At 68.5% G+C, this 12163-nt stretch carries 11 protein-coding genes; 4 read left to right on the plus strand and 7 right to left on the minus strand.

Annotated elements, in window-relative coordinates:
- Nucleotides 1-80: 80 nt before the first annotated feature.
- Nucleotides 81-1190, minus strand: coding sequence for a PucR family transcriptional regulator (locus K5L49_RS20475; RefSeq protein WP_223693005.1), 1110 nt, complete (start codon nucleotides 1188-1190; stop codon nucleotides 81-83).
- A 161-nt stretch (nucleotides 1191-1351) separates the two neighbouring features.
- Between K5L49_RS20475 and K5L49_RS11920 the strand changes: the two genes are divergently transcribed.
- Complete coding sequence (locus K5L49_RS11920) at nucleotides 1352-2449, plus strand: alcohol dehydrogenase catalytic domain-containing protein (RefSeq protein WP_223693006.1); 1098 nt, start codon at nucleotides 1352-1354, stop codon at nucleotides 2447-2449.
- Nucleotides 2450-2581: 132 nt separating this feature from the next.
- On the plus strand, nucleotides 2582-4012 hold the full coding sequence (locus K5L49_RS11925; RefSeq protein WP_223693007.1) for an APC family permease: 1431 nt from the start codon (nucleotides 2582-2584) through the stop codon (nucleotides 4010-4012).
- A gap of 118 nt (nucleotides 4013-4130) precedes the next feature.
- On the opposite strand, the gene K5L49_RS11930 is transcribed toward K5L49_RS11925, so the two are convergent.
- The 4 genes from K5L49_RS11930 to K5L49_RS11945 form a co-directional block, all read right to left on the minus strand.
- The gene (locus tag K5L49_RS11930) at nucleotides 4131-5576 is read right to left on the minus strand and encodes a dihydrolipoamide acetyltransferase family protein (RefSeq protein ID WP_223693008.1); all 1446 of its coding nucleotides are present in this window, start codon (nucleotides 5574-5576) and stop codon (nucleotides 4131-4133) included.
- A gap of 90 nt (nucleotides 5577-5666) precedes the next feature.
- On the minus strand, nucleotides 5667-6641 hold the full coding sequence (locus K5L49_RS11935; RefSeq protein WP_223695294.1) for an alpha-ketoacid dehydrogenase subunit beta: 975 nt from the start codon (nucleotides 6639-6641) through the stop codon (nucleotides 5667-5669).
- Between the two features lie 383 nt (nucleotides 6642-7024).
- Nucleotides 7025-8161, minus strand: a complete 1137-nt coding sequence (locus K5L49_RS11940; protein ID WP_223693009.1) for a thiamine pyrophosphate-dependent dehydrogenase E1 component subunit alpha — start codon at nucleotides 8159-8161, stop codon at nucleotides 7025-7027.
- A gap of 4 nt (nucleotides 8162-8165) precedes the next feature.
- Entirely contained in the window at nucleotides 8166-9275 is a 1110-nt protein-coding gene (locus K5L49_RS11945; RefSeq protein WP_223693010.1) for a histidinol-phosphate transaminase, read from the minus strand.
- An 84-nt stretch (nucleotides 9276-9359) separates the two neighbouring features.
- Here K5L49_RS11945 and K5L49_RS11950 point away from each other — a divergent pair, with 84 nt between their 5' ends.
- Nucleotides 9360-9749: a phage holin family protein gene (locus tag K5L49_RS11950; protein ID WP_223693011.1), complete on the plus strand. Its 390-nt coding sequence runs from the start codon at nucleotides 9360-9362 to the stop codon at nucleotides 9747-9749.
- Nucleotides 9750-9825: 76 nt separating this feature from the next.
- Nucleotides 9826-11205, plus strand: coding sequence for an adenylosuccinate lyase (gene purB, locus K5L49_RS11955; RefSeq protein ID WP_223693012.1), 1380 nt, complete (start codon nucleotides 9826-9828; stop codon nucleotides 11203-11205).
- Nucleotides 11206-11242: 37 nt separating this feature from the next.
- Here purB and K5L49_RS11960 read toward each other — a convergent pair whose 3' ends face one another.
- Both K5L49_RS11960 and K5L49_RS11965 read right to left on the minus strand, forming a co-directional pair.
- Complete coding sequence (locus K5L49_RS11960) at nucleotides 11243-11545, minus strand: hypothetical protein (protein WP_223693013.1); 303 nt, start codon at nucleotides 11543-11545, stop codon at nucleotides 11243-11245.
- Entirely contained in the window at nucleotides 11542-12123 is a 582-nt protein-coding gene (locus K5L49_RS11965) for a DUF308 domain-containing protein (protein ID WP_223693014.1), read from the minus strand. The genes K5L49_RS11960 and K5L49_RS11965 overlap by 4 nt, the downstream gene beginning before the upstream one ends.
- Nucleotides 12124-12163: the final 40 nt, after the last annotated feature.

The raw sequence follows: 12163 nt of genomic DNA on the forward strand, positions 1-12163 counted from the left end.
AAGTCGGGAGAGTCGTGCCCGTGCCGGACACGTTACGACTGTACGGCTTATTGATAATGATTGTCAAAACCACATCGCGGTCAGAACCAGACGCGCGCCTGGACAGCCAGCCAGGCCAAAGCCCGGTCCTCGGCGCTCGACATCGACAACCCCGTCAGCTCCTCGATCTTCTGGATGCGATTGCGCAATGTGTGCCGGTGCACGCCGAGCTGCGACGCCGCCGCCTCCCAGCTGCCGTTCTCAGAGAGGAACACCCGCAGCGACTCGAGCAATTGGCCGTCGGGATCGGCCGCCAGCGGACGCAACGGCTCCACCAAGGCCGCCACCGCGGGCGCCGGGATGGCCCGCAACAGTTCCTCCACACTCGTCATGCGGCCGAACTCCACGACCGGGCGATCGTCGGCGAGCGCGATCCCCACCGCCTGAGCGGCCTGCAGCCGACCGGTCGCGAGCGCGCCGAACGGGGCCGGAGCGCCGAGCCCGCAGCGCACCGGCACACGCTCCACGGTCGCCGCCGTCAGGATGCGCTCGCTCCAGGCGCCGACCGTCTCCGGGCCGAGCACCACCACGACCTCGGCGTCGACGGCGGCGGCCAGCGGCGGCAGCTCCAGCTCGTCGAGCCACTCGAGCGCCCTGCTCTCCAACATCACGGCGCGGGAGCGGGCGCGCACGACACCAACCACCAGCTGGGTGCCGGTGATCCCCCACCGGCCGGCGAGGGAGCGTGCGAGATCGGGGGAGCCGTGCAGCAGCACATCCACCGCATCCTGACGGGCCAGCTCTTCGAGACGACCGTCGCGCCGCGGAAAGAAGGTGAGGTCGAGCAGGGCGGCGGCCTGCGTGGCGAGATCGCGGGTGCGGCTCGTCACGCCACGCCGGGCCGAGACCACCAGCGTGGCCCGGGGATCCTCGGCCCGACCGACGGGGAACACCTGCAGATCGGGGTGCCGGATGCGCCGGGAGCGCTGGGTCGCAGCCGAGATCGCGTCGTCGATGTGGATGCGTCCCGCCCCGACGGCCGCGATCGGCTGCCCGTAGCGGTCCACCAGCACGGCCCAGCCGTTCAGCAGACCGGAGAGCGTCGTGACGATGGCCTCGGTCCCGCCGCGACGGGCCGCGAGAGTGAGGGAGATGATCCCGCCACTGACCAGGCGGGCCTCCGCGGCATCGCGATCGGGCGTCTCGGGCACCGAACCTCCTCACACATCCGGCGAACCGGCCTGCCGAATCGGCGTGCGTGGTCCGCCGGCCTCGACGAAACGTCGGGTTCCCGCCCCTCATCCCGACTCATAGCATTGCGTCAATCGTAACGACGCGGCCCGCTCGCGCCGATCAGCACCGAAGGATCCTCGTGAAAGCAATCGTGTTCGACAGTGTCGACCGCTCCATCCGCCTCGCCGATGTCGACCTCGCCGAGCCCGGACCGGGCGAAGTGCGCGTGCGCATCGCCGCCGCCGGCGTCTGCCACTCCGACCTGCACGTGCGCCGCGGCGAATGGGCCGCGCCCACGCCGCTTGTGATGGGCCACGAGGGTTCCGGTGTCGTGACCGCTGTCGGGCCAGGCGTCTCCACGCTCGCCGAAGGCGACCACGTCGTCCTCTCCTGGGTCGCGCCCTGCAACGAATGCCGGTACTGCCTGGCCGGGCACGAAGCCCGCTGCCAGGTGGCCGCGAACATCGTCGCCCCGAACGGCGTCCTGCAAGACGGCACCTCGCGTCTGTCGCTCGACGGCGAGCGCATCCACCACTATCTCGGAGTCTCGTCGTTCGCCGAAGAAGCCGTCGTCCCCGCCTCCGGCGCCATCAAGGTGCGCGACGATGCCCCGCTCGACGTGATCGCCCTCGTCGGCTGCGCGGTCGCCACCGGCGTCGGGGCGGTCACCAACACGGCCGCCGTCGAACCCGGTTCGCTCGTCGTCGTGATCGGCTGCGGCGGCGTCGGACTCTCCGTCGTGCAGGGCGCCCGGCTCGCCGGGGCGGAACGCATCGTCGCCGTGGATGTGCGCGCGGAGAAGACCGCGCTCGCCCGCCGCCTCGGCGCCACCGACGAGATCGACGCTTCACAGGTGGATGCGGTGGAAGCCCTGCGCGAACTGCTCCCCGACGGTGCCGACTACGCCTTCGATGCCATCGGCAACACCGCGACGACCGAACAGGCCATCCGGATGCTCGGGCTGGGTGGCGCCGCCGTGATCGTCGGGCTCCCCCCGACCGGCGCCCGCGCCTCGTTCGAGCCGCTCGTGCTGGCCGAAGCCGACCAGCGCATCCTCGGCTCCAACTACGGCAGCGTTCGCCCGTCGATCGACATTCCGGCCCTCGTCGACCGTTACATGGACGGAGAGCTGGAGCTCGACCTGCTGGTCAGCGCGCGCCGCCCGCTCGCCGAAGCCGAATCGGCCCTCGATGCCCTGCAGGCCGGCACTGCCCTGCGCACCCTGCTCCTTCCCTGACCCCGTGCCGGGACCCGTCCCGGCACGTGCACCGCACTGCACCCGCACCCGCACCCGCACCACCGCATCCCGAACCCCCGCACCCTGTGCCGCACGTCCGTGCTGCACCCCTCACCCCCAAGGGAGACTCCGTTGTCTGAGACCACCACCACAGCGCCCCCGGCCGACGCCGGCCTGCGCCGCGGCGCGATGGGCGGCGCCGAGCTCGTCGCGCAGGCGATCGCCAACATCGCCCCGTCCGCCGTCATCGCGTTCACCGCCGCCGCGATCTTCGTCACCGCCGGGAACGGCACCTGGGTGTCGTTCGCCCTGGCCACCGTCATCATCCTCGCGGTCGGCTACTGCATCTCCCAGTTCGCGAAACGCCGCGCCTCGGCCGGCTCCCTCTACAACTACGCGGCCGCCGGGCTCGGCCCGTTCGGCGCGTTCCTCACCGGTGTCACGCTCGTCATCGGCTGCTTCGGCATCGCCGCCGGCTCGCTCAGCGGCTCGGTGATCTACCTGGGCACCGTGCTCAACCAGCTGGGTGTCCCGATCAGCGGCGTGTGGGGGCAGATCCTGCTCGCGATCGTGCTCGGCGGCCTGGCCGCCCTGTTCACCATGCGCGGTGTGCGACTCTCGGCCCGGGTGTCGCTCGTTCTCGAGATCGTGTCGGTCACCATCATCACGGTGCTGCTCATCATCGCTCTGGTGCACGCGGGCCCGGCCGCATTCGACCCCGCCCAGTTCGCGCTCACCGGGGCCGCGCCGCAGGGCGTCGCCGTCGGCATGGTGCTCGCCATCCTCGGCTTCGTCGGCTTCTCCAGTGCGGATGCGCTCGGCCGGGAGGCCCGCAACCCGTTCAAGGCCATCCCGCGAGCCATCATGTGGAGCGCTCTCGGCGTCGGCGTCCTCTACGTGTTCGCCGCGTACACCCAGGTCGCGGTCCTCGGCGACAAGCTCGGCACCTCCGCCAGCCCGCTCGACGACATCGCCCACGTCGTCGGCATGCCCGGCTGGTTCAGCCCCGTGCTCAACCTGGGTGTCGCCGCGTCGTTCTTCGCGGTCGTCGTCGCCCCGCTCAACGTCATCGGCCGCATCGTCTACGTGATGGGCAAAGAGGGTGTCGCACCCCGGATGTTCGGCGCCACCCACGAGCGCAACCTCACCCCGCACCGCGCCCTGCTCACCTTCGCGCCCCTGGTCGTCGCCGTTCCGGTCGTGCTCTACCTGTTCGGTGTCGACGCGAACGACGTGCTGGTCTGGGTCGACACGTTCGGAACTTTCGGCTACATGGTCGCTTACGCCGCCGTGGCCATCGCCGCACCGATCTTCCTCCGCCGGCTCGGCGTGAAGAACTGGCTGCTCTGGCCGTGCACGGTACTCGCCGTCGGCGCGATGGCGTACGTGTTCTACGCGAACGTCTTCCCCGTCCCCGCGTTCCCGCTCAACATCATCCCGCTCCTCTTCCTCGCGATCGTCGCGATCGCGATCGCCCGCTATGTCTGGCTGAGGAAGAACCGCCCGGCCGTCATCGCCGCCATCGGCACCACCGAGACGGACGTGCTCGAAGGCATCGGCTAACCCCTTCCCCTCCCACACCATCAGCCGAACATTTGCGACAAATCGCGCGAATGTCGACATTCGGGCGAAGTGTCGGACCGTCGGCGGGAGGGAGAGCGGGCGGGGAGGGCGACTCGGGTCAGTCGAGCAGGAGGGCGGGCTCCTCGATGATGGAGGCGACGTCGGCGAGGAAGCGGGAGGCGACATCCCCGTCCACCACCCGGTGGTCGAAGGAGGCACCGAGCGTCGTGACGAACCGCGGCCGCACCTCTCCGTCGACAACCCACGGTTTCTGTTTGATCGTGCCGAGCGCGACGATGCCCACCTCGCCCGGGTTCAGGATGGGCGTGCCCGTGTCCATCCCGAACACCCCGATGTTGGTGATCGTGATGGTGCCGCCGGCCATATCGGCCGGGGGAGTCTTGCCGTCGCGCGCCGTGAGGGTGAGCTGTTCCAGCGCCCCGGCCAGGTCGAGCAGTGACATGTCCTGCGCTTCCTTCACATTCGGCACGATGAGGCCGCGCGGGGTGGCGGCGGCGATGCCCAGGTTCACGTAGTGGCGCACGATGATCTCCTCATCGGTCCACGACGAGTTCACCATCGGATTGCGCCGCACCGCCCAGATGATCGCCTTCGCCATGATGAGAAGCGGCGACACTTTCACTCCGGCGAAGTCGGGGGAGTTCTTGAGCCGTTTGACGAACTCCATGGTGCGAGTGGCATCCACATCGACGAACAGGCTCACGTGCGGGGCGCTGAACGCACTCGAGGTCATCGCGTTCGCGATCGCCTTGCGCACACCCTTGACCGGAATGCGGTCTTCACGGTCGTTCGGCCACTCCGGCGTCTGGATGTTGCGGAACACGCTCACCTGAGTGGCCTCGCGCAGCACATCGTCGCGGGTGATGTCGCCGATCGGCCCGGTGGCGGTCACCGCGGCGAGGTCGACGCCGAGGTCTTTCGCCAGCTTGCGGATGGGCGGCTTGGCGATCACGGGAACGCTCGGCACCCCGGGCACCTCGTGCCGCACCGCGAGGCCCGCCGTCGGGGCCGCGGCTGTCGCATCCGAAGCCGACGCCACCGATACCGTCGCGTTCGAAACCCCGGCCGGAACTGCCGACGCGACCGGAGCCGACGCCACCGGAGCCGACGCCACCGGGATCGAGCTGGTGCCGGGATGCGTCACCCGGCGGCGACGGCTCGCGCCGTGCGCGCTCGCACCGTAGCCCACCAGAGGTTTCTCGGCTGCGGGTGCCGTCTCCGATTCGTGTGAGACACTCGACGCCGCATCGGCGGCCGCCTCCTGCACCTCGCTCACCGGCTCGGGGGCGGGTTCGTCTCCGCCGGCGCTCGACACCAGGATGATCGGCGTACCCACCTCGACGGTCTGCCCCTCTTCCACGAGCAGCTCGCCGACGACCCCCTCGAACGGTGACGGCAGCTCGACGAGCGACTTGGCCGTCTCGATCTCCACGATCACCTGGTTCACCGCCACCGGGTCACCCGGGGCGACCTTCCACGAGACGATCTCGGCTTCGGTGAGACCCTCGCCGACGTCGGGGAGGAGGAACTTCGAATCGCTCATGCTGCAACTTCTTTCGGTCGGTTCGCCCGGCGCCGGTGGGTGCCGGCAGCGGCTCGCGTCACGCTGTCTGCGTGGCGAGCCGGCCCCGGGTCAATAGGCGAGGCTGCGATCCACGGCTTCGAGCACGCGGTCGGCGTCGGGGAGGTACATCCCCTCCACCTTCGAGGGCGGATAGGGGGTGTCGAATCCCGAGACCCGGATCACAGGGGCTTCGAGCGAGTAGAAGGCGCGTTCGGCGACCGTGGCTGCGATCTCGGATCCGACGCTCGCGTTGCCCGCCGCCTCCTGCACGACGACGAGACGGCCGGTCTTGCGCACGGAATCAATGATCGGTGCGTAGTCGAGCGGCGAGATCGAGCGCAGGTCGATGACCTCCAGGCTGATGCCCTCTTCGGCCGCCAGATCGGCCGCGTGCAGCAGGGTCGAGACCATCGCGCCGTGCGCCACCACTGTCACATCGGTGCCCGGACGCGCCACCCTCGCGGAGTGGAGCGGGGACGCGCTCCCGGTGAGGTCCACCTCGCCTTTGATGAAGTAGCGGCTCTTCGGCTCGAAGAACAGCACCGGGTCGTCGGAAGCGATGGCCTCCTGGATCATCCAGTAGGCGTCGTTGGGGTTGCTCGGGCTGACCACGCGCAGGCCGGGGGTGTGCGCGAAGTAGGCTTCCGGGCTCTCCGAGTGGTGCTCGATCGACCCGATGTGACCGCCGTACGGCACGCGGATGACGATCGGCATCGTCACCCGTCCCTCATGGCGGTTGCGCATCCGCGCCAGCTGGGTGGTGATCTGGTCGAACGCGGGGAAGATGAACCCGTCGAATTGGATCTCGCAGACCGGCCGGTAGCCGCGCATCGCGAGCCCGATCGCCGTGCCGAGGATGCCCGACTCGGCCAGGGGAGTGTCGAGCACCCGCTGCGGTCCGAATTCGGCGTGCAGACCCTCGGTCACCCGGTAGACCCCGCCGAGCGGGCCGATGTCCTCACCCATGAGCAGAACCTTCGGGTCGTTCGCGAGCGCGTCGTGCAGACCCTTGTTGATGGCCTTTCCGAACGGCAGGGAGACGATCGGCTCGAATGGAGCAACGACGGGGCGAGCGACCGCTGCGGTGACGGCCGGCGACGCATCCGCCGCGGCCGTCGAGGGCTCGTCGACATCGGGTTCGACGTCGACATCGACATCGGGCTCGACGTCGCTTTCGACCTCGCGTTCGACCTCGGCTTCAACGACCGTTTCGATATCGGCTTCTGCCGCGGCTTCGTCCTCGAACTCCGATTTCGGCACCCAGGATGCGGCGACGGATGCTTCGACATCCACCTCCACGATCACTGCGTCGTCGGCCGGTTCGGTCGAGTCACTCGGCTCGTCGACGAGCTCGGCCTCATGCACCTCGGCGGCCTCCGCCGCGTCCGACTCGTCGACGATGACAGGGAAGTTCTGGTTCAGGTCGCTCATGCGCGCTCCTCATCGAAGGATGCCTCATACCGCTGCGCCCACTCCTTCTGTTCGGCCACCAGTGGATGAGGTTCCGAATACACATGGTCGAAGATCACGTCCATGGGCGGCGCGGTGACCTCGAGGAGGCGTCGGCGCACATCGGCGGCCAGGTCGGCGGCCTCCTCGTCGACGGAGGCGAAGAACGATTCGCCCACCCCGACGTCGGCCAGATAGGTGCGGTAGCGGGCGATCGGGTCGCGGGCGATCCACGACTGCAGCTCTTCTTCGGTGCGGTACTTGGTGGGGTCGTCCGCCGTGGTGTGCGCGCCGACCCGATAGGTGAGCGCTTCGATCAGTGCGGGTCCGTAGCCGGCGCGGGCGTCATCCATCCATTTGGCGGTCACCGCGAAGCTGGCGAGAACGTCATTGCCGTCCACCCGCGTTCCCGGAATTCCGAACCCGCTCCCGCGCAGATAGAGCGGGGTGCGCGACTGGCGCTCGACCGGCACCGAGATGGCCCATTGGTTGTTCTGCAGGAAGAAGACCTGGGGTGTGCGATAGCTCGCCGCGAACACGAGCGCCTCGCTCACATCGCCCTGCGACGACGCGCCGTCACCGAAGTAGACGATGACCGCTTCATCTTTCTCGGGGTTGCCGGTTCCGGCTTTGCCGTCGAGCTGGATGCCCATGGCGTATCCCGTGGAGTGCAGGCTCTGCGAGCCGAGAACCAGGGAGTAGAGGTGGAAGTTGCCGTTCTCCGCCGGATCCCATCCGCCCAACGTCACACCGCGGAGCATCCGCAGGATGTTGACGGGGTCGAGCCCGCGGATCATGCCGACGACATGCTCCCGGTACGACGGGAACAGGTGGTCCTGCGCGCGGGTGGCGTGGGCGGAGCCCACCTGGGCCGCCTCCTGCCCGTGGCTCGGCACCCAGAGGGCCAGCTGCCCCTGCCGTTGCAGGTTCGCCGACTCGTGGTCGAATTTACGCACGACGACCATGTCCCGGTAGAACCGTCGGTAGTCGCTCTCGGTGAGCCGCTCCAGGTAGGGCACGTACTCCGCTGCGGCGTCGCTCGGCTGGAATCGGCCGTCGGCCGTCAGGAGCTGCACCGTATCGGCCGGGCTCTGATTCTCGTTCGTGGCAGGCACCGTACTAACCTAACCGCTTGGACGCGTGCCCATTTGGTAGGTTCCGCACAATATCGGCGCTGACCTCAAGGAGTTTCTCCACAGATTCCTGCTCGCCGATGCTGATGCGGATGCCCTCAGGAGGGAACGCGCGAACCGTCAGTCCGGCGTCGAAGAAGGCATCGTTCGCGGCCGCTGTCTGCTCGCCGGTCGCCAGCCAGAGGAAGTTGCCCTGGGCTTCGGGAATGTTCCACCCCTGCGACAGAAGTGCACTGCGGAGTTCGTCGCGACGCATGGCGATGCGCGCGACCCGCTCCATCAGCTCCTCCTCCGCTTCGATGGAGGCCAGCGCCGCCACCCTGGCCACGTCGATGACCGAGAGGGGGATGGCCGCCGATCGCGCCGCATCAAGCACGGCTTCGGGCCCGACGGCGAACCCCACTCGCAGGGCAGCGAGACCGTACGCCTTCGAGAACGTGCGCAGCACGACGAGGTTCGGGTGGCGCCCGAGCAGCGGGATGCCGTCCACCGACGTCTCGTCGGTCACGAACTCGTAGTAAGCCTCGTCGAGCAGCACCAGCAGGTCGGCCGGGACCCGTGCCATGAACGCATCGAACTCGGCCGCTGTGACGATCGGCCCGGTCGGGTTGTTGGGCGTGCAGACGATCACCACGCGGGTGCGCTCGGTGATCGCCGCCGCCATCGCGTCGAGGTCGTGGCCCCCGTCGGCACGGTTCGGCACCTGCACACTGGTGGCGCCGGCGACGGTGACAAGTCCGGGGTAGGCCTCGAACGACCGCCAGGAGTAGACGACCTCGTCGCCCACGCCGGCCGCCGCCGAGATGAGCTGCGCGAGCAGCGAGACGGAACCGTTGCCGAGGTGCACTTGTCCGACCGTCACACCGTGCCGCTCTGCCAGCCGCTCCCGCAGGTCGAGGCCGCCCGCGTTCGGGTAGCGGTTGAGGTCGGCGAGCGTGGCGGTCGCGGCCTCGACGACGCCGGGAAGCGGGGGGAAGGGGTTCTCGTTGCTCGACAGCTTGAAGCCGTCGGCGGGTGCGGCCCTGCCCTGCTTGTAGGCGGGAACGGCCACGATCTCCGGGCGCAGTTTCACGCCGGGGGCGTCTTCGGTACTCACAGACCCAACTTACCGGCGAGCGCATTCCGCGGGGGGAATTCTCTCCCCCGGCCAAACACCGACTCACCCTGCCATCATGGACACATGAGATTCCTCGTCAAGCTCATCATCAACGCCCTCGCATTGTGGTTCACCACGTTCATCGTCACGGGGGTCACCGTGAAACCGTTCGCCGAAGGCGAGTTCCCGACGATCCTCACCTATCTGCTGATCGCCCTGATCTTCGGCGTCGTCAACGCCATCGTCGGCACCGCGATCCGTATCGTCGCCTTCCCGCTCTACATCCTGACTCTCGGGCTCATCTCGTTCATCGTCAACGGGCTGCTCCTGCTGCTCGTCGCCTGGATCAGCAGCGGTATGGGCTTCGGGCTGTTCATCGACGGGTTCTGGACGGGCGTGCTCGGCGCCCTCGTGCTCGCCGTGATCGCCTGGCTGATGGGGCTCATCCTGCGCCCGCTGGTGCGCCGACCCTAGCCGCACCGCGTCCCGTGCGGGGCCACGGCCGATCTGCGGAAGAATAGAGGGGTCAACCCCATCTCCAAGGAGCCTCATGACCGCCCTGCCTCCCCAGCCGCTGAGCCCCCTCGACGGCCGCTACCGCTCGGCGGTGCTCGGCCTCGGTGACCACCTGTCTGAGGCAGGCCTCAATCGCGCCCGTGTGAAGGTGGAGGTGGAGTGGCTCCTCTACCTCACCAGCCACCGCATGTTCGGTTCGACACCGCTCACCGAACAGCAGGCACACTCCTTGCGCACGCTCGTGGCTGAGTTCGGACAGCCCGAGATCGACCGCCTGGCCGAGCTGGAGGCCACCACCAAGCACGACGTGAAAGCCGTCGAATATCTGGTGCGGGAGCGGCTGCACGCGCTCGGCCTCGACAGCATCGCCGAGCTCACCCACTTCGCGGCGACGAGCGAAGACATCAACAACCTGTCGTACGCGCTCACCGTGAGCGCCGCCATCCACGACGTGTGGCTCCCGAAGCTGCGCGGTGTCATCGCCGAACTGCGCACCCAGGCCTTCGAGTACCGGGATGACGCGATGCTCGCCCGCACACACGGCCAGCCCGCCACGCCCACCACCATGGGCAAAGAGCTCGCCGTCTTCGTCTACCGGCTGGAGCGCATCGCCAAGCAGATCTCGCACAGCGAGTTCCTCGGCAAGTTCAGCGGCGCCACCGGAACATTCGCCGCCCACCGGGTGGCGGATGCGGAGGCCGACTGGCCCCGGATCTCCCGCGAGTTCGTCACCAGCCTCGGTCTCGACTGGAACCCGCTCACCACGCAGATCGAGTCCCACGACTGGCAGGCCGAGCTGTACAGCCGCGTCTCGCACGTCAACCGCGTGCTCCACAACCTCGCCACCGACGTCTGGACGTACATCTCTCTCGGCTACTTCCGCCAGACGCCGGAGCCCGGGGCGACGGGCTCATCGACCATGCCGCACAAGGTGAACCCGATCCGGTTCGAGAACGCCGAGGCGAACCTCGAGCTCAGTTCGGCGGTGCTCGACTCGCTGGCCGCCACCCTGGTCACCAGCCGCCTGCAGCGCGACCTCACCGATTCGACGACGCAGCGAAACATCGGCGTCGGGCTGGGCCATTCCCTGCTCGCGCTCGACAACATCCAGCGCGGTCTCGGCCAGATCGCTCTCGACCGCGAGCTGCTCGCCGCCGATCTCGATGCCAACTGGGAGATCCTCGGTGAGGCCATCCAGACCGTCATCCGTGCCGAGGTCGTCGCCGGCCGTTCGCAGATCTCCGATCCCTACGCCCTGCTCAAGGCGCTCACGCGCGGCAAGCGTGTGGACCACGCCGCGCTCACCGAGTTCGTGAACGGCCTCGACATCGGCGCCGCCGCGAAACAGCGCCTGCTCGACCTGACCCCGCAGACCTACACCGGCCTCGCCTCAGACCTCCTTGGCTACCTCTGACCCGATCGTCTGGCGGCCGGTGCGGGATGCCGGAGCGTTAGTGCGAGGGGCGCTCGTCTTTTCGAGTCTCGGCATTCTGCTCTTCAAGGTCGTGCACCTCGGCCGCGTTCGGTTTGAAGGCGAGCGCGAACAGTGCCATCAGCACGAGCGCCACGATGAACGCGATACCGAAGCTGACGCCCGCGAGCAGGAGCTCGCGGGTGGCGATGAGGACGATCAGACCGACGAAGACGCCGAGAGCGGCAGAGATCCCGAGCAGTTCGGTGGGCAGGAAACGGTCTTTACGGCTCGGCTGGCTGGTGGAGGTCACTCGGGGGTCTTTCTTGTCTCGCTTTGTCACGATCCGCTCCCCGCCTGCTCAGCGGCACGGCCTCGGGCGGCCGTTCTGAGGGATGCGCCGCCGATCGCCTGGAAGACGCCGACGATCACGGCCCAGGCCCCGAACAGGCCGATGGCGAGCACCGCGTCGGAGGGGATGAGCAGGAACACCACGGCCAGGATGGCGGTGATCGCTCCGACCACGAGCCAGTCGCGGGCCGCGGCGTCCTTGGCCCGGTTGCGCAGGCCGCTGTAGAGCTCGAGGAAGCCGGTGAGGGCCGCCCAGACGCTGACGACGAAGAGGTAGAGACCGAGTCCGCTGGTGGACAGCGCAAGGGCGAGCGCACCGGCGAGGACACCGATCACGCCCTGGACGACGAAGACCGTGCGCGTGGGCGCATCCGTCACCGTGCGCAGGCTCAGCAGGCCGACAGCCAGGCCTTCCACCACCGCGTAGAGGCCGAAGGTCACCAGCCCGAACTGGCTGGTGTGGGTGTCGCGGGTGAAGGTGATGACGGCGGCGACGATGAGTGCGGCAATCGCCCGAACGACGGGGACGACCCAGTACCGATCGGACTTCTGGGGAACAGCGGGTGCCACCGGGCGACCTCTCTCATTCACGGAATCCGTTCCAGTTTAG

The sequence above is a fragment of the Leifsonia poae genome (assembly GCF_020009625.1).
Classification (GTDB): domain Bacteria; phylum Actinomycetota; class Actinomycetes; order Actinomycetales; family Microbacteriaceae; genus Leifsonia; species Leifsonia poae_A.

What these genes read in the sequence shown, in the direction of transcription:
- K5L49_RS11930 (WP_223693008.1), bottom strand. Translation starts at nt 5,576, where the DNA reads ATGAGCGATTCGAAGTTCCTCCTCCCCGACGTCGGCGAGGGTCTCACC.
- K5L49_RS11950 (WP_223693011.1), top strand. Translation starts at nt 9,360, where the DNA reads ATGAGATTCCTCGTCAAGCTCATCATCAACGCCCTCGCATTGTGGTTC.
- purB (WP_223693012.1), top strand. Translation starts at nt 9,826, where the DNA reads ATGACCGCCCTGCCTCCCCAGCCGCTGAGCCCCCTCGACGGCCGCTAC.